Origin of the sequence: Pseudomonas sp. NY11955 (assembly GCF_048068035.1) — a bacterium.
Lineage (GTDB): Bacteria > Pseudomonadota > Gammaproteobacteria > Pseudomonadales > Pseudomonadaceae > Aquipseudomonas.
In genome coordinates, this window is sequence record NZ_JBLUPS010000002.1 from 310,203 (window position 1) to 329,442 (window position 19,240).

The 19,240-nt window shown below is 63.0% G+C and carries 18 protein-coding genes; 15 read left to right on the forward strand and 3 right to left on the reverse strand.

The window, feature by feature from the left end; genetic code table 11:
* Positions 1–147: 147 nt before the first annotated feature.
* From ACNFBR_RS04480 to ispD, 5 genes are all read left to right on the forward strand, one after another.
* The gene (locus ACNFBR_RS04480) at positions 148–1,776 is read left to right on the forward strand and encodes a CTP synthase (RefSeq protein ID WP_012270851.1); all 1,629 of its coding nucleotides are present in this window, start codon (positions 148–150) and stop codon (positions 1,774–1,776) included.
* Positions 1,777–1,779: 3 nt separating this feature from the next.
* Positions 1,780–2,625 carry a 3-deoxy-8-phosphooctulonate synthase gene (gene kdsA, locus ACNFBR_RS04485; protein WP_416733835.1) on the forward strand — a complete coding sequence of 282 codons (846 nt, stop codon included), beginning with the start codon at positions 1,780–1,782 and terminating at the stop codon, positions 2,623–2,625.
* Between the two features lie 154 nt (positions 2,626–2,779).
* Entirely contained in the window at positions 2,780–4,069 is a 1,290-nt protein-coding gene (eno, locus tag ACNFBR_RS04490; protein ID WP_003252333.1) for a phosphopyruvate hydratase, read from the forward strand.
* A 163-nt stretch (positions 4,070–4,232) separates the two neighbouring features.
* Complete coding sequence (gene ftsB, locus ACNFBR_RS04495) at positions 4,233–4,514, forward strand: cell division protein FtsB (protein WP_012270854.1); 282 nt, start codon at positions 4,233–4,235, stop codon at positions 4,512–4,514.
* A complete protein-coding gene (gene ispD / locus ACNFBR_RS04500; protein WP_416733836.1) occupies positions 4,511–5,218 on the forward strand; it encodes a 2-C-methyl-D-erythritol 4-phosphate cytidylyltransferase in 708 nt (235 codons plus the stop codon). Before ftsB ends, ispD begins: the two co-directional genes overlap by 4 nt.
* Before the next feature lie 131 nt (positions 5,219–5,349).
* On the opposite strand, the gene ACNFBR_RS04505 is transcribed toward ispD, so the two are convergent.
* Positions 5,350–6,246 (reverse strand): LysR substrate-binding domain-containing protein, encoded by an 897-nt coding sequence (locus ACNFBR_RS04505; RefSeq protein ID WP_416733837.1) that lies wholly within the window; start codon positions 6,244–6,246, stop codon positions 5,350–5,352.
* Between the two features lie 107 nt (positions 6,247–6,353).
* Here ACNFBR_RS04505 and ACNFBR_RS04510 point away from each other — a divergent pair, with 107 nt between their 5' ends.
* The 8 genes from ACNFBR_RS04510 to rpoS all read left to right on the forward strand — a co-directional run bounded on the left by ACNFBR_RS04510 (position 6,354) and on the right by rpoS (position 13,813).
* Positions 6,354–7,466, forward strand: a complete 1,113-nt coding sequence (locus ACNFBR_RS04510; RefSeq protein ID WP_012270857.1) for an S-(hydroxymethyl)glutathione dehydrogenase/class III alcohol dehydrogenase — start codon at positions 6,354–6,356, stop codon at positions 7,464–7,466.
* 8 nt (positions 7,467–7,474) lie between these two features.
* Positions 7,475–8,329, forward strand: coding sequence for an S-formylglutathione hydrolase (gene fghA, locus ACNFBR_RS04515; RefSeq protein ID WP_416733838.1), 855 nt, complete (start codon positions 7,475–7,477; stop codon positions 8,327–8,329).
* A gap of 341 nt (positions 8,330–8,670) precedes the next feature.
* A complete protein-coding gene (gene ispF, locus ACNFBR_RS04520) occupies positions 8,671–9,144 on the forward strand; it encodes a 2-C-methyl-D-erythritol 2,4-cyclodiphosphate synthase (RefSeq protein WP_016501146.1) in 474 nt (157 codons plus the stop codon).
* Entirely contained in the window at positions 9,141–10,199 is a 1,059-nt protein-coding gene (truD, locus tag ACNFBR_RS04525) for a tRNA pseudouridine(13) synthase TruD (protein WP_416733839.1), read from the forward strand. Before ispF ends, truD begins: the two co-directional genes overlap by 4 nt.
* Positions 10,187–10,936: a 5'/3'-nucleotidase SurE gene (gene surE / locus ACNFBR_RS04530; RefSeq protein ID WP_416733840.1), complete on the forward strand. Its 750-nt coding sequence runs from the start codon at positions 10,187–10,189 to the stop codon at positions 10,934–10,936. The genes truD and surE overlap by 13 nt, the downstream gene beginning before the upstream one ends.
* A gap of 35 nt (positions 10,937–10,971) precedes the next feature.
* Positions 10,972–11,610, forward strand: a complete 639-nt coding sequence (locus ACNFBR_RS04535; RefSeq protein WP_003252348.1) for a protein-L-isoaspartate(D-aspartate) O-methyltransferase — start codon at positions 10,972–10,974, stop codon at positions 11,608–11,610.
* 229 nt (positions 11,611–11,839) lie between these two features.
* Positions 11,840–12,697 (forward strand): peptidoglycan DD-metalloendopeptidase family protein, encoded by an 858-nt coding sequence (locus tag ACNFBR_RS04540; RefSeq protein ID WP_416734026.1) that lies wholly within the window; start codon positions 11,840–11,842, stop codon positions 12,695–12,697.
* Between the two features lie 108 nt (positions 12,698–12,805).
* On the forward strand, positions 12,806–13,813 hold the full coding sequence (gene rpoS / locus ACNFBR_RS04545; protein WP_003252351.1) for an RNA polymerase sigma factor RpoS: 1,008 nt from the start codon (positions 12,806–12,808) through the stop codon (positions 13,811–13,813).
* A 560-nt stretch (positions 13,814–14,373) separates the two neighbouring features.
* Here the strand turns inward: rpoS and fdxA are convergent.
* Both fdxA and mutS read right to left on the reverse strand, forming a co-directional pair.
* Positions 14,374–14,697: a ferredoxin FdxA gene (gene fdxA / locus ACNFBR_RS04550; protein ID WP_051097441.1), complete on the reverse strand. Its 324-nt coding sequence runs from the start codon at positions 14,695–14,697 to the stop codon at positions 14,374–14,376.
* Positions 14,698–14,837: 140 nt separating this feature from the next.
* Positions 14,838–17,411 carry a DNA mismatch repair protein MutS gene (gene mutS, locus ACNFBR_RS04555; RefSeq protein WP_416733841.1) on the reverse strand — a complete coding sequence of 858 codons (2,574 nt, stop codon included), beginning with the start codon at positions 17,409–17,411 and terminating at the stop codon, positions 14,838–14,840.
* A gap of 187 nt (positions 17,412–17,598) precedes the next feature.
* Between mutS and ACNFBR_RS04560 the strand changes: the two genes are divergently transcribed.
* Positions 17,599–18,666, forward strand: a complete 1,068-nt coding sequence (locus tag ACNFBR_RS04560; protein WP_416733842.1) for a hypothetical protein — start codon at positions 17,599–17,601, stop codon at positions 18,664–18,666.
* A gap of 55 nt (positions 18,667–18,721) precedes the next feature.
* Positions 18,722–19,204 (forward strand): CinA family protein, encoded by a 483-nt coding sequence (locus ACNFBR_RS04565; RefSeq protein ID WP_416733843.1) that lies wholly within the window; start codon positions 18,722–18,724, stop codon positions 19,202–19,204.
* Positions 19,205–19,240 lie beyond the last annotated feature (36 nt).

The window sequence follows — 19,240 nt, forward strand, 5'->3', positions numbered from 1 at the left end:
GCTCCATGCCGGGGATACCCCTGGTCTGTACAGACGCGGCAGTTTTTCGAGATGCACTGTGATTGACGCAGGTGATCGGGGGCTTCGGCCTTCCTTCGCTTTCTCCGGCGGCGCTGGCCGCCTTAACGCAGACTTCTAGGGTTTTTCATGACGCGCTACATATTCGTCACGGGCGGTGTTGTTTCTTCATTGGGGAAAGGCATTGCCTCGGCTTCCCTGGCGGCCATCCTGGAAGCGCGGGGCCTGAAGGTCACCATGCTCAAGCTGGATCCGTACATCAACGTCGATCCGGGCACCATGAGCCCGTTCCAGCACGGTGAGGTGTTCGTCACCCACGATGGCGCCGAGACCGACCTCGACCTGGGCCACTACGAGCGGTTCATCCGCACCACCATGACCCAGAACAACAACTTCACCACCGGCCGTATCTACGAGCACGTGCTGCGTAAAGAACGCCGTGGTGATTACCTGGGCGCAACCATCCAGGTCATCCCGCACATCACCGACGAAATCAAGCGTCGCATCATCAAGGGTGCCGGCGATGCCGACGTGGCCCTGGTGGAAATTGGCGGTACTGTGGGTGACATCGAGTCGCAGCCGTTCCTCGAGGCCATTCGCCAGCTGCGCGTCGAAGTGGGCTCCAAGCGCGCCATGCTGATGCACCTGACCCTGGTCCCGTACATCGCCACCGCTGGCGAAACCAAGACCAAGCCGACCCAGCACTCGGTCAAGGAGCTGCGCTCCATCGGCCTGCAGCCTGACGTGCTGATCTGCCGCTCCGACCACCCGGTCGATGCCTCGTCGCGCCGCAAGATCGCGCTGTTCACCAACGTTGAAGAGCGTGCGGTGATTTCGCTGGAAGACGTCGACACCATCTACAAGATCCCGGGCGTACTGCACGCACAGGGCCTGGACGATTTCGTCGTCGAGCGCTTCGGCCTGCAGTGCAACGGCGCCGACCTGTCCGAATGGGACAAGGTGGTCGATGCCAAGCTCAACCCTGAGCACGAAGTGACCATCGCCATGGTCGGCAAGTACATGGAACTGCTGGATGCGTACAAGTCGCTGATCGAAGCGATGAGCCACGCCGGCATCACCAACCGCACCAAGGTCAACCTGCGCTACATCGACTCGGAAGACATCGAGAACCAGGGCACCAGCCTGCTCGAAGGCGCCGATGCCATCCTGGTGCCGGGCGGTTTCGGCCTGCGCGGCGTGGAAGGCAAGATCACCGCGGTGCAGTACGCCCGTGAGAACAAGGTGCCGTACCTGGGTATCTGCCTGGGCATGCAGGTGGCCGTGATCGAATTCGCCCGTAACGTGATGGGCTGGAAAGACGCCAACTCCACCGAGTTCGACCGTAACAGCGGCCACCCAGTGGTCGGCCTGATCACCGAGTGGGCCGATGCCACCGGTGCCGTCGAGACCCGCGACGAGGCTTCCGACCTGGGCGGTACCATGCGCCTGGGCGCACAGGACTGCCAGCTGGCTGCCGGTTCCAAGGTGCACGACTGCTACGGCAAGGACGTGATCACCGAGCGTCACCGTCACCGCTACGAAGTGAACAACAACCTGCTGCCGCAGCTGGTCGATGCAGGCCTGGTGGTTTCCGGCCGCTCCGAAGACGGCGCGCTGGTGGAAGTGGTCGAGTCCAAGGACCACCCATGGTTCGTCGCTTGCCAGTTCCACCCGGAGTTCACTTCGACCCCGCGTGACGGCCACCCGCTGTTCAGCGGTTTCGTCAAGGCAGCCCTGGCTCAGAAGAACAAGGCCTGATCAATGACCCAGAAGATCATTCGCGTCGGTAACATCGAGATCGCCAACGACAAGCCGTTCGTCCTGTTCGGCGGCATGAACGTCCTGGAATCCCGTGACCTGGCCATGAAGGTCTGCGAGGAGTACGTGCGGGTTACCGAAAAGCTCGGTATCCCGTATGTGTTCAAGGCCAGCTTCGACAAGGCCAACCGTTCGTCGGTAACGTCCTACCGTGGCCCGGGCATGGAAGAGGGGCTGAAGATCTTCGAAGAGATCAAGCGCACCTTCAACGTGCCGGTGATCACCGACGTGCACGAGCCTTACCAGGCCGAGCCCGTCGCCAAGGTGTGCGACATCATCCAGCTGCCGGCTTTCCTGTCGCGGCAGACCGACCTGGTGGTGGCCATGGCCAAGACCGGCGCGGTGATCAACATCAAGAAAGCCCAGTTCCTCGCCCCCCAGGAAATGAAACACATCCTGACCAAGTGCGAAGAAGCGGGTAATGACCAGTTGATCCTCTGCGAGCGTGGTTCGAGCTTCGGCTACAACAACCTGGTAGTGGACATGCTCGGCTTCGGCATCATGAAGCAGTTCGAGTACCCGGTGTTCTTCGATGTGACCCATGCCCTGCAGATGCCGGGTGGCCGCAGCGACTCCGCGGGCGGCCGCCGTGCCCAGGTCACCGACCTGGCCAAGGCCGGCATGAGCCAGGGCCTGGCCGGGCTGTTCCTCGAAGCCCACCCCGACCCGGACAACGCCAAGTGCGATGGCCCATGCGCCCTGCGCCTGGACAAACTGGAGCCGTTCCTGGCCCAGCTCAAGCAATTGGACGACCTGGTGAAAAGTTTTCCGACGGTAGAAACCGCGTAAAGCTCATTTCTCGGGTAAAGTACCGCCCGATCCACCCCTGACCAGTCGGTCAGGGGCTCCCTTCACCTGGCCTGCCCAAAGCAAGTCCGCCCGGTGAACGGCAAGAATTTCCTAAGCTAAGTTGTTTTCGTCAAATTCTGGAGTGCTTACAACAATGGCAAAAATCGTCGACATCAAAGGTCGTGAAGTTCTCGATTCGCGTGGCAACCCCACCGTGGAAGCCGATGTACTGCTCGACAACGGCATCATCGGCAGCGCTTGCGCGCCGTCCGGTGCTTCCACCGGCTCGCGCGAAGCGCTGGAGCTGCGTGATGGCGACAAGAGCCGTTACCTGGGCAAGGGCGTGCTGAAGGCCGTCGCCAACATCAACGGCCCGATCCGTGACCTGCTGCTGGGCAAGGACCCTTCCGATCAGAAGGCCCTGGACCGCGCCATGATCGAACTGGACGGTACCGAGAACAAGGCCAAGCTGGGCGCCAACGCCATCCTGGCTGTTTCCCTGGCTGCCGCCAAAGCTGCCGCCCAGGACCAGGACCTGCCGCTGTACGCGCACATCGCCAACCTGAACGGCACGCCGGGCCAGTACTCGATGCCAGTGCCGATGATGAACATCATCAACGGTGGCGAGCACGCCGATAACAACGTCGACATTCAGGAGTTCATGGTTCAGCCAGTTGGCGCCAAGACCTTCTCCGACGGCCTGCGCATGGGCACTGAAATCTTCCACCACCTCAAAGCCGTGCTCAAGGCCCGTGGCCTGAACACTGCCGTAGGTGATGAGGGTGGCTTCGCCCCTAACCTGGCATCCAACGAAGACGCCCTGGGCGCCATCGCTGAAGCCGTTGAAAAAGCCGGCTACAAGCTGGGCACCGACGTGACCCTGGCCCTGGACTGCGCGGCTTCCGAATTCTACGAAGACGGCAAGTACAACCTGTCCGGCGAAGGCAAGTCGTTCGACGCCGAAGGCTTCGCCGACTACCTGAAAGGCCTGACCGAGCGCTTCCCGATCATCTCGATCGAAGACGGCCTGGACGAGTCTGACTGGGCTGGCTGGAAAATCCTCACCGACAAGATCGGCGAGAAAGTTCAGCTGGTTGGCGACGACCTGTTCGTGACCAACACCAAGATCCTCAAGGAAGGCATCGAGAAGGGCATCGGTAACTCGATCCTGATCAAGTTCAACCAGATCGGCTCGCTGACCGAAACCCTGGAAGCCATCCAGATGGCCAAGGCTGCCGGCTACACCGCGGTGATCTCGCACCGTTCCGGTGAAACCGAAGACTCGACCATTGCCGACCTGGCTGTGGGTACTGCCGCGGGTCAGATCAAGACCGGTTCGCTGTGCCGTTCCGACCGCGTATCCAAGTACAACCAACTGCTGCGCATCGAAGAGCAACTGGGCGCCAAAGCGGTTTACCGTGGTCGTGCCGAGTTTCGCGGCTAAGCAAGAGATGGTAAAAAGACAGCAGCCGGAGCTGTAGGAACGTTCGTACTGAACTTAACTACGTTCCAACGGGTTTCTGTCAACGAAGCCTGGCCTCGGCCAGGCTTTGTGCTATTCGAGGCCCCGTAAAAAATGCGGCAGCCTTTTTAATCTGGATAACGTGATGCGCAGTCCCTATTGGGTGTTCCTCGTTCTGCTCCTGCTGCTGGGTGGCCTGCAGTACCGCCTGTGGGTGGGTAACGGCAGCTTGGCGCAAGTGACCGAGCTGAAGCAGCAGATTGCCGACCAGCATGCCGAAAACGAGCGCCTGCTTGAGCGCAACCGCGTGCTCGATGCCGAAGTGCTGGAGCTGAAAAAAGGCATGGAGACCGTTGAAGAACGGGCTCGCCATGAATTGGGGATGGTCAAAGAGGGCGAAACCCTCTTCCAGTTGCCACAGAAATGATCGATAACTTGCCGGCCTTCTGGGCCGTGATTCCTGCGGCGGGCGTTGGTGCCCGCATGGCTGCCGACCGCCCCAAGCAATACCTGGAGCTGGCTGGGCAGACCCTTCTCGAGCACAGCCTCGACTGTTTTCTGGGCCACCCGACGCTTAAAGGGGTGGTGGTCAGCATTGCCGAAGACGACCCGTACTGGCCTGGCCTGCGCTGCGCCAGCGACCCTCGCATCCAGCGCGCCGCAGGCGGGCGTGAGCGAGCGGACTCGGTGCTCAACGCCTTGTTGATGCTGCATGCCCAGGGGGCATCGGACGGCGATTGGGTGCTGGTGCACGATGCCGCGCGACCGAACCTGGCGCGCAGCGACCTGGACAAGTTGTTGGCGGAGCTGGCGGACGACCCGGTGGGTGGCCTGCTGGCGGTGCCGGCGCGCGACACCCTCAAGCGTGCCGATGGCAATGGCCGGGTGAGCGCGACGGTGGACCGCAGCACTATCTGGCAGGCTTACACGCCGCAGATGTTCCGCCTGGGCGCCCTGCACCGAGCGCTGGCCGAGTGCCTGGTATCGGATGTGGTGGTGACCGACGAGGCTTCGGCTATCGAGTGGTCCGGTCAGGCGCCGCGGCTGGTCGAAGGGCGCAGCGACAACATCAAGGTGACCCGGCCCGAAGACCTGGAGTGGTTGCGCCAGCGCTGGGCTGGGCGCCGCTGAGGCTTTGGACCAGTGGCGACCCCTTCGCGGGCATGCCCGCTCCCACAGGTTAAGCGCAAGCCTGAATGGGTAAGCAACCCCCGTGGGAGCGGGCATGCCCGCGAAGAGGCCAGTACATGCAGCGCACGCCTTCAGCCGAGACGATACTCCGGCAACCCCGCCAACCCCTCCTTCAGGTAATCCACCAACCGCCGCACCTTCGGCGACAGGTGCCGCTGCTGCGGGTACAGCGCCCATACCGCCGTATTCGGCGGCTGGTGCGCCTCCAGCAACGACACCAGGGCCCCGCTATTCAGGTGCTCCAGCACGTAATAATCCGGCAGCTGGCACAAACCCAACCCTTGCAGCGCCGCATCCAGCACTGCCTGGCCGCTGTTGCAGCGCCAGTTACCCTGCACCCGCTGGCTGATCTCACGGCCATCCTGCTGCAGCGCCCACAAGTCCGAACTGCCTATCAAGCAATTGTGCCGCGCCAACTCCGACAGGCTGTGAGGCCGACCGTAACGTTCCAGGTAGGCTGGCGAGGCGCACAGGTACATGCGCCGCGGCGCCAGGCGGGTGGCTACCAGCCGTGAGTCAGCCAGCCGGCCCAGACGGATAGCCAGGTCCATGCCCTCGTGCAGCAGGTCGAGGGTGTGGTTGCTCAACTCCACATCCACCCGCAACTGCGGGTACAGGGCCATGAAGCGTGTCACCAGCGGCACGATGAAGCGTTCGCCATAGGCAACCGCGCAGGTCATGCGCAGCAACCCCTTGGGTTCGCTGGCCAGGTCGCCCATGGCGCGCAGGGCTTCCTCGCGGCCATCCTGCAGGCGCTGGCAGTGCTGCAGGAAGGTCTGCCCGGCCTCGCTCAGCGTCACCCGGCGTGTACTGCGGTACAGCAGGCGCGTCTGCAGGCGCTCCTCCAGCCGGGCGATCTGGCGGCTGATGTGCGAGGACGACACGCCCAGGCGTTCGGCGGCCGCCGTGAATTGGCCTGATTCGGCCACGGCGACGAATTCGTCGATGCCTTCCCAGCGGCTGCTCATGGATTATCCCTGTGTGGCAATAATGTTTTGTCTTTGCCCGGATTATTCATCAAAAGGCGCTGAATTACACTGTGAGACTGAATCGACCCTCTGTCTGGAGACCTTTGATGATCAAGTCCCGTGCTGCCGTAGCCTTCGAGGCCAAGAAACCCCTGGAAATCGTCGAAGTCGACGTGGCCATGCCCAAGGCCGGTGAAGTGCTGCTGCGCGTGGTCGCCAGCGGTGTCTGCCACACCGACGCCTATACCCTGTCCGGTGCTGACCCGGAGGGCATCTTCCCGTCGATCCTGGGCCACGAAGGCGGTGCGATCGTCGAAGCGGTAGGCGAGGGCGTGACCTCGGTTGCCGTGGGTGACCACGTGATCCCGCTGTATACCCCGGAATGCGGCAAGTGCAAGTTCTGCCTCTCGGGCAAGACCAACCTGTGCCAGGCCATCCGCGCCACCCAGGGCAAGGGCCTGATGCCGGATGGCACCACGCGCTTCTCGTACAAGGGCCAGCAGCTGTTCCACTACATGGGTACCTCGACCTTCTCCGAGTACACCGTGCTGCCGGAAATCTCCGTGGCCAAGATCCAGAAAGAAGCACCACTGGAAAAGGTCTGCCTGCTGGGTTGTGGCGTCACCACCGGTATCGGCGCGGTACTCAACACCGCCAAAGTCAAGCCAGGTGATACCGTGGCCATCTTCGGCCTCGGTGGCATCGGCCTGTCGGCAGTGATCGGCGCGGTCAAGGCCAAGGCCTCGCGCATCATCGCCATCGACATCAACCCGGCCAAGTTCGAAATCGCCCGCCAACTGGGTGCTACCGACTGCGTCAACCCGAAAGACTACGACCGCCCGATCCAGGAAGTGATCGTCGACCTCACAGACGGTGGCGTCGACTTCTCCTTCGAGTGCATCGGCAACGTGCAACTGATGCGCGCCGCCCTGGAGTGCTGCCACAAGGGCTGGGGTGAGTCGGTGATCATCGGTGTCGCCGGCGCCGGCCAGGAAATCGCCACCCGTCCGTTCCAGCTGGTGACTGGTCGGGTATGGCGTGGTTCGGCGTTCGGCGGCGTGCGTGGCCGCAGCGAACTGCCGAGCTATGTGGAAATGTCGGAGAAGGGCGAGATCCCGCTGGATACCTTCATCACCCACACCATGGGCCTGGAAGACATCAACAAGGCCTTCGACCTGATGCATGAAGGCAAGAGCATCCGCAGCGTGATCCACTTCTGAGGTGCGCCATGAGCCTGGATAACATCTCCTGCCAGAAGAGCTTTGACGGCTGGCACAAGCGTTACCGGCATCACTCCAAGGTGCTGGGTTGCGACATGGTGTTTGCCGTGTACCTGCCGCCGCAGGCCGAGCAGGGTGAAAAACTGCCCGTGCTGTACTGGCTCAGCGGCCTCACCTGCACCGATGAGAACTTCATGCAGAAGGCCGGTGCCCAGCGCCTGGCCGCCGAGCTTGGGCTGATCATCGTGGCCCCCGACACCAGCCCGCGTGGCGAGCAGGTGCCGGGCGACCCTGACGGCGCCTGGGACTTCGGCCTGGGGGCCGGCTTCTACCTCAACGCCACCCAGCAGCCGTGGGCCCAGCATTACCGCATGCATGACTATGTGGTGGAGGAGTTGCCAGCGCTGATCGAAGCGCACTTCCCGGCGTCGGGCGAGCGCAGTATCAGTGGCCACTCCATGGGCGGGCATGGCGCGCTGGTATGCGCCTTGCGCAACCCGGGGCGTTATCGCTCGGTGTCGGCGTTCTCGCCGATCAACAACCCGATGGATTGCCCGTGGGGCGAGAAAGCCTTCAGCCGCTACCTGGGTGAAGATCGTGCGCGCTGGCGCGAGTGGGATGCCAGCGTGCTGCTGGCCGAAACCCCTGCCGGCGAGTGCCCGCCGCTGCTGGTGGACCAGGGCGACCGTGACGACTTCCTCGAGAAACAGCTCAAGCCTGAAGCGCTGGAGCAGGCGGCGCGTAAAGGGGGGCATGAACTGACCCTGCGCCTGCAGCCGGGTTATGACCATAGCTACTACTTCATCGCCAGCTTCATCGAGGAGCACCTGCGCCATCATGCGGTGGCACTGGGGCGGGTGTAAGGCATAGCATTTTTGGTGCCTGTGAGATCGAGCGCCGCCCGCGCGGCGCATCGCGAGCTGCGCTCGCTCCTACGTTTGTTTTTGGCCAATTACGCCAGTGGGATTTGCGCGCGAACGCCTTGGCGCATGGCGCGATATCGCGTCGTACAAACAAGGCGGTCGCGCGCGCCTGTCACAGGCGTTACTGGCCAAAAACAAACGTAGGAGCGAGCGCAGCTCGCGATGCGCCGCGCGGGCGGCGCTCGATCTCCCGGGCGCTGAAAATCCCAAGTCGATCACCTCCAGCCCCAATGCTGCAAAAGCAGGTAGAATCACGCCCTGACTCATTCAGGGCTTTTTTTATGCGTATTGGCCACGGCTACGATGTGCACCGTTTCTGCGACGGTGATTTCATTACCCTGGGCGGGGTGCGTATCCCCCACAAATACGGCCTGCTGGCCCACTCCGACGGCGACGTGCTGCTGCATGCCCTGAGCGATGCCTTGCTGGGCGCTGCGGCGCTGGGCGACATCGGCAAGCATTTCCCCGATACCGACCCGCAGTTCAAGGGGGCCGACAGCCGTGTGCTGCTGCGCCACGTGGTCGGCATCGTCAAGGCCAAAGGCTGGAAAGTCGGCAATGTCGACGCCACCATCGTCGCCCAGGCGCCGAAAATGGCCCCGCACATCGAGACCATGCGCCAGCTGATCGCCGAAGACCTGCAGGTCGAACTTGACCAGGTCAACGTCAAGGCCACTACCACCGAGAAGCTGGGTTTCACCGGCCGCGAGGAAGGGATTGCCGTGCATTCGGTCGCCCTGTTGCTGCCAGCATGACCGAATTGGAACTGCTGGGCCCGCGCGCATCGGGCGAACCGCTGGGCACCGCTGTACTCAAGGCGGTGGCCGAAGACTTCCAGGTCGACGAAGTGCTGGATATCCCGCTGTCGGGCCAGGGCGAGCACCTGTGGCTGTGGGTCGAAAAGCGTGACCTGAACACCGAAGAAGCCGCTCGCCGCTTGGCCCGTGCCGCTGGCGTGCCGGTGCGCAGCATCAGCTATGCCGGCCTGAAGGATCGCCAGGCACTGACCCGCCAGTGGTTCAGCTTGCACCTGCCGGGCAAGGCCGACCCGGACCTGTCGCGTGCCGAGGATGCTACCCTGCGTGTGCTCAAGCAGGTACGCCATCAACGCAAGCTGCAGCGCGGCGCGCATTCGGCCAACGGTTTCACCCTGCGCCTGACTGCCCTGGCAGCCGATCACCAGGCACTGGATGCGCGCCTGGAACAGCTGAAGCAGAACGGTGTGCCCAACTATTTCGGCACCCAGCGCTTCGGCCACGACGGTGGCAACGTCCACGACGCCCTCGATTGGGCTGCGCGCAAGGCTTTGCCCGAACAGCGCAACGTGCGTTCGCGGCTGCTTTCGGCCGGGCGCAGCTACCTGTTCAATCAGCTGCTGGCGGCGCGTGTCGCCGATGGCAGTTGGGCCCAGGCCCAGGTGGGCGACCTGCTGGCGTTCACCGACAGCCGTAGCTTCTTTCGTGCGGGTGAGGCGGAATGCGCCGACCCGCGCCTGGCGATCCTCGACCTGCACCCGACCGGCCCGATGTGGGGCGAGGGCGCTTCGCCCGCTGGCGCAGCCACGGCCCTGTTGGAAAACGCCGTCGGCGCACGCCAGCCGGCACTTTGCCAGTGGTTGGCCCAGGCGGGCATGGATCACGAACGGCGAATTCTGCGACTCCCTATTGGCGGCCTGACGTGGCATTATCCCGAGCCTGATATCCTGCAACTGGAATTCGTCCTGCCGGCCGGATGCTTCGCCACCGTGGTGGTGCGTGAAGTCGTGGATCTGGTGTCGGCAGGGCAGACGGACAGCCCATGCGTATTCTGATTTCGAACGACGACGGTGTTACCGCACCCGGCATCGCCGCGCTGCACGCTGCGCTGGCGGATTACGCCGAGTGCGCGGTGATCGCCCCGGATCAAGACAAGAGCGGTGCCAGCAGTTCGCTGACGCTGGACCGGCCGCTGCACCCGCAGACCCTGGCCAATGGCTTCATCAGCCTCAACGGCACGCCGACCGACTGCGTGCACCTGGGGCTCAATGGGCTGTTGCCACAGACGCCGGACATGGTCGTGTCGGGGATCAACCTCGGTGCCAACCTGGGCGACGACGTGCTGTATTCAGGTACGGTCGCCGCGGCGCTGGAAGGGCGCTTCCTCGGCGGTACCTCGCTGGCGTTCTCGTTGTTGTCGCGCCAGCCGGACAACCTGCCGACCGCGGCCCATATCGCCCGTCGCCTGGTCGAAGCGCAGTCGCGCCTGGCGCTGCCGCCCCGCACCGTCCTCAACGTCAATATCCCCAACTTGCCGCTGGAGCACATCCGTGGCATCCAGCTCACCCGTCTCGGTCACCGGGCGCGGGCGGCGGCGCCGACCAAGGTGGTCAACCCGCGCGGCAAGGAAGGCTACTGGATCGCCGTGGCCGGTGATGCCGAGGACGGTGGCCCGGGCACCGACTTCCACGCGGTGATGCAAGGCTATGTATCGATCACGCCGTTGCAACTCGACCGCACCTTCAATGATGCCTTCGAGCAGCTCGACGGTTGGCTGGAGGGCCTGCTCTGATGCGCGAGGACGATATGCTGCGGCGTGGCATCGGCATGACCTCCCAGCGTACCCGGGAGCGGTTGATCCAGCGCCTGTGCGAGGAGGGCGTTTCGAACACCAAGGTGCTCGACGTGATCCGTCGTACCCCGCGCCACCTGTTTGTCGACGAGGCGCTGGCACATCGCGCCTATGAGGACACCGCGCTGCCAATCGGCCACAACCAGACCATCTCGCAACCGTTCATGGTTGCCCACATGAGCGAGCTGCTGCTGGAGGCCGGGCCGCTGGACAAGGTACTGGAGATCGGTACCGGCTCGGGTTACCAGACGGCAATCCTGGCCCAGCTGGTCGAGCGGGTATTCTCGGTGGAGCGCATCAAGGTCTTGCAGGACCGGGCCAAGGAGCGCCTGGTGGAGCTGAACCTGCGCAACGTCGTGTTCCGCTGGGGCGACGGTTGCGAGGGATGGCCGGCATTGGCACCGTACAACGGCATCATCGTCACTGCGGTGGCGCCGGAAGTGCCACAGGCACTGCTCGACCAACTGGCACCTGGAGGCCGCATGGTGATTCCGGTGGGGCCGGCCGGCGAAGCGCAGCAGTTGATGCTGATCGTGCGCGAAGAACATGGGTTCTCCCGGCGTGTGCTGGGGGCGGTGCGTTTCGTGCCACTGCTCAATGGTCCGCTGGCCTGAGCCCAGTTTGCATGGGCTGTGCTAACAAGCGCCGCGCGGTATTTTTGTGCCAGCAGCGAATTCTTGCCGCTTCACCCTGTCTATCTGGCGGGGCGGAGCGCTAGCGCACGCCGGGGCTTTGCAACAGCTTTTTGCTCTAGCCTGCCAATAGCGGCCGGCTTGGTTATAATTGCAACAATATTGCATTTCTTGTCTTCATATCGTTTTTGGCACCATGAGGGGAGCGCGGGTGGGTCACACAGTCATTCGGCAGCGCAAGGACGGGTCGGGTTTCAAGCTTCTGGTGATTGCATTGGCCATGGGCACGCTTCTGGTGGGTTGCTCAAGCACCAGCAGCAATAGCGCGCGGGTGGTCGACCGCAACAACACCGTGCCCAAGCGCCCGGCGGTGACCTCCGGGCAGTACATCGTCAAGCCTGGCGACACCCTGTTCTCCATCGCCTTCCGTTATGGCTGGGACTACAAGGAGCTGGCCGCCCGCAACGGTATCCCGGCGCCTTATACCATCCGCCCGGGCCAAGCGATTCGTTTCAGCAGCGGTTCAAGCAGCAGTACCACTGTGGTGTCCAACCCGTCCTCGTCGAGCCGCACCACGGTCACGCGGCGGCCTGTGGGCAGCCCTGCGCCGGCGCCAACCAGCACCAGCAAACCGGCCCCCCCGGCCCCCTCCACCAGCGCGCCAGTGGTTGCCACCGTGCCGGCTGCGGAGCGCGCGGTAGGCGGCTGGACCTGGCCTGCCAATGGCGTGCTGATTGGAAAATTCGCTTCAAACGGTAGTTTGAATAAAGGCATTGATATCGCCGGTGATTTGGGACAGCCTGTTTTTGCTGCGTCTGATGGTGCGGTGGTTTACGCCGGGAGTGGTTTGAGGGGCTACGGCGAGCTGATCATCATCAAACACAGCGATACCTACGTCAGTGCCTACGGCCATAACCGCAGGCTGTTGGTTCGGGAGGGGCAGCAGGTCAAGGCAGGGCAGTCGATTGCTGAAATGGGGTCTACGGGCACAGATCGGGTGAAGCTGCATTTCGAGATTCGCCGCCAGGGCAAACCCGTCGATCCGCTCCAGTTCCTGCCACGTCGTTGACCGTTGTACCCGGCCTGTTCCTGCGATGTAGAGGGGACAGGCTCAAGCGCTGCCAGGGATAAAGGTGCCGCTCGAGTCTGAGTTCGAACTCAGCAAAGGACTATAACAATGGCTCTCAGTAAAGAAGTGCCGGAGTTTGACATCGACGATGACGTCCTCCTGATGGAGACGGGCATCGTTTTGGAAACGGATGTGGTGTCAGACGAACCTGCTGTATCTTCGGTTCGGACGAGGGCCAAATCGGGCTCTTCGCTCAAGCAACACAAGTACATCGATTACAGCCGGGCGCTCGATGCCACCCAGTTGTATCTCAACGAGATTGGTTTCTCGCCGCTGCTTTCACCGGAAGAAGAAGTGCACTTTGCGCGCCTGTCGCAAAAGGGCGACCCTGCCGGCCGCAAGCGCATGATCGAAAGCAACCTGCGCCTGGTTGTAAAAATTGCCCGTCGTTACGTGAACCGTGGCCTGTCGTTGCTCGACCTGATCGAGGAAGGCAACCTGGGGCTGATTCGTGCGGTCGAGAAGTTCGACCCGGAGCGTGGTTTCCGTTTCTCGACCTATGCGACCTGGTGGATTCGCCAGACCATCGAACGGGCGATCATGAACCAGACCCGCACCATTCGCTTGCCGATCCACGTGGTCAAGGAACTGAACGTCTACCTACGCGCCGCCCGCGAGCTGACCCAGAAACTCGACCACGAACCCTCGCCAGAAGAAATCGCCACCTTGCTGGAGAAACCGGTCGCCGAGGTCAAGCGCATGCTCGGCCTCAACGAACGGGTGTCTTCGGTGGATGTGTCACTGGGCCCGGACTCGGACAAGACCCTGCTCGATACCCTGACTGACGACCGCCCGACTGACCCGTGCGAACTGCTGCAGGATGACGACCTGTCGCAGAGCATCGACCAGTGGTTGGGTGAGCTGACCGACAAGCAGCGTGAGGTGGTGGTGCGTCGCTTCGGCCTGCGTGGGCATGAAAGCAGCACCCTGGAAGATGTTGGCCTGGAGATTGGCCTGACCCGGGAACGGGTGCGGCAGATTCAGGTAGAAGGGCTCAAGCGTTTGCGCGAGATCCTTGAGAAGAACGGCCTCTCCAGCGAGTCGTTATTCCAGTAGCGAAGACTCGTAACACTAAACGCCCCGATGACCTCGGGGCGTTTTTGTGTGCGGCGAAGTAAACGGCGCGCGGAGGCCTGTAGGAGCAGCCTTGTGCTGCGAATGGGCTGCACAGCAGCCCTACAATTTACCAGGCAGACCAGATACCTAATGTGTATTGCGCCACCCCAGTAACATTGCATGTAAGCCTTTTCTTACTTGTTGTGTAAGCTATCTATGCAAGTCTCAGTAAATCATTGTCGTTTCCAGCCCCTGTATTTTTCTAACTCATTGAAATTACTGGATTATTCAGCTGTGAGGAAATATGTCCCCCGAAACACCTTGTGAGGTTTCGCGCTTGCCCGTGCGGCGCAACCCGCTAGTATTCGAACTGTGCACACGGACATGCACAGGCTTCCAGGGAGGAGGCCAGGGACATCGCAAGAAGCGATTTCATCAGGATGATGTTTGGGACAAGCAGGGACTACGGAAAAAAATGTGGGCGGGTCAAACCGCCCCTTTTTTTTGCCTGCAGAAAAACAAAAAAGGCCCCGAGGGGCCTTTTTCGCGTCTGGGCGCTATCAGCGCTCCAGGTCGGCAATCTTGCCAGTCTTGCCATCCCACTCTTCGGCGTCTGGCAGGGCATCCTTACGCTCGGTGATGTTCGGCCAGATTTCCGCCAGCTCGGCGTTCAGCTCGATGAAGTTTTCCATCCCAGCAGGGATTTCGTCTTCCGAGAAGATGGCTTGCGCTGGGCACTCCGGTTCGCACAGGGCGCAGTCGATGCACTCGTCCGGGTGGATGACCAGGAAGTTCGGGCCTTCGTAGAAGCAGTCCACCGGACAGACTTCCACGCAGTCGGTGTATTTGCATTTGATGCAGTTGTCGGTGACGACGAAGGTCATTTCTAGTTTTCTCCTCAGGCGACGGCGGCGGCCCTTCCTCTCAGGGCCGCGCGGTTTACGGGTATGTGGCTGCAGGCCAGGCTAATAACCTGCAGCACCAGCAAACCGCGGCGGATTCTATCAGCTTGTAGTGGGCGCCGTTATAACAGGTTCTTTAGTTGATATAGCATTTCGATAGCTTGACGCGGTGTCATGTCGTCCAGTTGCAGCTTGCCCAGCTTCTCGATGGCCGGGTGTGGCAGGCTGGCGAACAGGTCGCTCTGGTGCGGTACCTGCGGTGCATCCTTGGCTTTTGCCGCCGGCGCCTGCTCGTGCGGCAGGCTGGTGGTTTCCAGGCGCCCCAGGTGTTCGCGGGCTCGCTGGATGACCACTGTCGGCACGCCGGCCAGTTGCGCCACGGCCAGGCCGTAGCTCTGGCTGGCCGGGCCGGGCAGCACGTGGTGCAGGAACACGATGCGTTCGTTGTGCTCGGTGGCGTTCAGGTGCACGTTCGCCACCAGCGGCTCGCTTTCCGGCAGCACGGTGAGTTCGAAGTAGTGCGTGGCGAACAGCGTGTAGGCACGCAGCTGGGCCAGGCGCTCGGCGGCGGCCCAGGCCAGCGACAGGCCGTCGAAGGTGCTGGTGCCTCGGCCGACTTCATCCATCAGTACCAGGCTGCGGTCGGTGGCGTTGTGCAGGATGTTGGCGGTTTCGCTCATCTCGACCATGAAGGTCGAGCGCCCACCGGCCAGGTCGTCGCTGGAGCCGATGCGGGTGAAGATGCGGTCGACCAGGGACAGCTCGCAACTGGCCGCCGGTACGAAGCTGCCAATGTGTGCCAGCAGTACGATCAGGGCGGTCTGGCGCATGTAGGTAGACTTACCGCCCATGTTCGGGCCGGTGATGATCAGCATGCGCGTGCTGTTGTCCAGGCTCAGGTCGTTGGCCACGAACGGCGTGGTCAGGACCTGCTCCACCACGGGGTGGCGGCCTTGCTCGATGCGCAGGCACGGCTCGTCGACGAAGCGCGGGCAGTTCAGGTCGAGGTTCAGTGCGCGTTCGGCCAGGTTGCTGAGCACATCCAGCTCGGCCAAGGCGGCGGCGCTGTCCTGCAGCGGCGCCAGGTGGCTGATCAAGGTTTCCAGCAGGGCGTCGTACAGCATTTTTTCGCGGGCCAGGGCGCGGCTCTTGGCCGACAGTGCCTTGTCCTCGAACGCCTTCAGCTCCGGGGTGATGAAGCGCTCGGCACCTTTGAGGGTCTGGCGGCGGATGTAGTCGCCCGGGGCCTGCTCGGCCTGCTTGGTCGGCAGCTCGATGAAGTAGCCGTGCACGCGGTTGTAGCCGACCTTGAGGTTGGCAAGGCCGGTGCGGGCCTTTTCACGGGCTTCCAGGTCGATCAGGAACTGGCCGGCGTTCTCGCTGATCGCCAGCAGATCGTCCAGCTCATTGTCATAGCCGGCCTTGAGCACGCCGCCGTCGCGGATCACCGCCGGCGGGTTGTCGATGATCGCCCGCTCCAGCAGGCTGGCCAGCTCCGGGTAGGTGCCGGTAATGGCCGCCAAGCGCGCCAGGTGCGGCGCCTCCAGCTCGGTCATGGCGTTCTGCAGCTCGGGCAACGCGCCCAGGGCGTCGCGCAGGCGTGCCAGGTCGCGAGGACGGGCATTGCGCAGGCCGATACGGGCGAGGATCCGCTCGATATCGCCAATTTCCTTCAGCTGCGGCTGCAGCTTCTCGAAGCGGTAGCTGTCGAGCAGGCAGCGGATTGAGTCCTGGCGGGCTTGCAGTACCTTCAGGTCGCGCAGCGGGCGGTTCAGCCAGCGGCTCAGCAGGCGGCTGGCCATGGCGGTCTGGCAGCGATCGATCACCGACTGCAGGGTGTTGTCGCGCCCGCCGGCCAGGTTGATGTCCAGTTCCAGGTTGCGCCGGCTGGCGCCATCGAGGATGACCGTGTCGTCCAGGCGCTCGTGGCGCAGGCTGCGCAGGTGGGGCAGGGCGGTGCGCTGGGTTTCCTTGGCGTAGGTCAGCAGGCAGCCGGCGGCGCCGATGGCCAGGGTCAGCTTGTCGCAGCCGAAGCCCTTGAGGTCCTTGGTCGCGAACTGCTGGCACAGGGCCTTGCGCGCCGAGTCGCGGTCGAAGTCCCACGGTGCGCGGCGACGGGCGCCAGGGCGTTTTTCCGCCGGCAGGTCGCGCGGCCAGTCGTCGGGGATCAACAGCTCGACCGGGTTCAGGCGTTCGAGTTCGGCCAGCAGGTTTTCCCAGCCCTTGATCTCCTGCACGCTGAAGTTGCCGCTGGTGATGTCCAGCACGGCCAGGCCGAACAGGCGCTCGTCGCCGAGCAACGCGGCAATCAGGTTGTCGCGGCGCTCGTCGAGCAAGGCCTCGTCACTGACCGTGCCTGGGGTGATGATCCGCACCACCTGGCGCTCCACCGGGCCCTTGCTGGTGGCCGGGTCGCCAATCTGCTCGCAGATCACCACCGATTCACCGAGCTTCACCAGCTTGGCCAGGTAGCCTTCCAGCGAATGGAACGGAATCCCGCACATGGGAATGGACTGGCCGGCCGACTGACCGCGGGCGGTCAGGGTGATATCCAGCAGTTTCGCGGCTTTTTTCGCATCTTCGTAGAAGATTTCGTAGAAGTCGCCCATGCGGTAGAACATCAGCTGGTCCGGGTGCTGGTTCTTCAGCTTCCAGTACTGCTGCATCATCGGGGTGTGTGCGGAAAGATCTGACATTCAGGGCCTTACAGCGGGTGATCTGGTTGGCGAGGGTAAACCGGCAATGGTACAGGCTTTTTCAGCGAGATGCAGGCGCAGGCTTTGGCGCATGCAGGCGCAACATGGCAGGCAATGGTGGAGCTGCGCCACGTTACCCTCTAGAATGCGCAGCCCTCGATGAACGCCGCCAGCCGTGACCTGCACGATGAATGTGTCCAGCCCTGTCCCCCATGTAAAGCAACAGCTGATCTACCTCCTTTATGGCGAACGCCGGATCTATCAGCTGGAGGCCAAGCTCAGCATCCTCACCGCCCTGGCGCGCTGCAAGCCGGCAGAGCTGCCGGTGATCCGCATTCTTACCGACCAGCCGCAGGCCTTTGTCGGTTGGCCGGTGGAAGTGATCACCCTGGACCAGCAGACGCTGCAGGCCTGGACCGGTAACGGCGGCTACACCCACCGGCGCAAGGCCTGTGCCATTGCCCTGGCCGGGCAGTGGGCGGACAAGACCGTGTTCATCGATACCGATACGGTGTTCCTGCAATCGCCGCTGAAGCTGTTCAGCCAGGTCGATGCCGGGCAGTTTCTGGTCGACGAAGTGGAGACGAGCTGGGCCGAGGCTTCGCGCAGCAGCGACTACCTACGTTTCAGCGCCGGGTTGGCCGAGGCCGGCCATGCACCGGCCGATGATTTGCGGCTGTGCAATAGCGGTGTCATGGGGTTCACCCGCTGCAATGTCGGCATTGCCGAGCGCGCCATTCCGCGCATCGATGCCTGGACACCCTATACCGGTGACCTGCACACCATCGAACAGATCGCCTTTTCCTTTGAATTGCACGGGGCGCAGGTCAATGAAGCGCGTGGCGTGATCAGCCACTACTTCGCGATGAAGCAGTACGTGCACGCCATCCTGGAAATTTTCTTCGCCCGGCACGGTGAAGCCTTCCATCCACAGATGCCAAGCCTGGCCCTCAAGGTGCCGGCACATCGCCCGGTACCTTCGTGGCTGGCGCGGTTGTCGGTGAAGTGGAGCCTCAAGCGGGTGCCGAGGGAGCTGCGTGGCATCGGCCGCAAGCTGCTGTACGGCAGTGTGATGGGCAGCGACGACTACCAGCGCGCGTGCAAGGTGATCTGGTGGCGCTCGGCAATCGATGACATGCGCAAGCTGGGCGGCTTCGACTGGAGCGAGGAGTGGCCTGAAGGGCTGCCGCGCCTCGGTCGGCGTGACGAGCGTGCGTTCAGCGAAATTGCCCGGGACAGCCTGAAGGTTTCCTGAGCCACAGCTCGACGCGGGTGATAGGGTAGAGGGCCGCCTTTCAAGGAGCCCAGACATGGACCCGATCACCACGCTTGCTGCCCGCCTGGGTGAGCACCTGCGCCGTTTCAATGCGCAGGCGACCACCGCCGAATCCTGCACCGGCGGTGGCATTGCCGAAGCCATAACCCGCATCCCTGGCAGCTCGGCCTGGTTCGAGGTCGGTTACGTGACCTATTCCAACGCCCAGAAAACCCGCCTTTTGGGTGTGCCCGAGACTTTGTTCGGCCAGGTGGGCGCGGTCAGCCAGGAAGTGGTCGAAGCCATGGTCCGCGGGGCCCAGGCTGCCAGCGGGGCGCGCTTTGCCGTGGCGGTGAGCGGGGTGGCCGGGCCCGACGGCGGTTCGCCAGCCAAGCCGGTAGGTACCGTGTGGTTGGCCTGGGGCGACGGCAACCGGGTATTCAGCGAGCGCCGCCAGTTCGACGGTGACCGCGAAGCGGTGCGCCGACAGACGGTGATCGCCGCGTTAGACGGCTTGTTACAGCTTGGTGCCGAGTAAATCGACGACAGGGGTTTGCGCGGGCGCCTGCCTGTG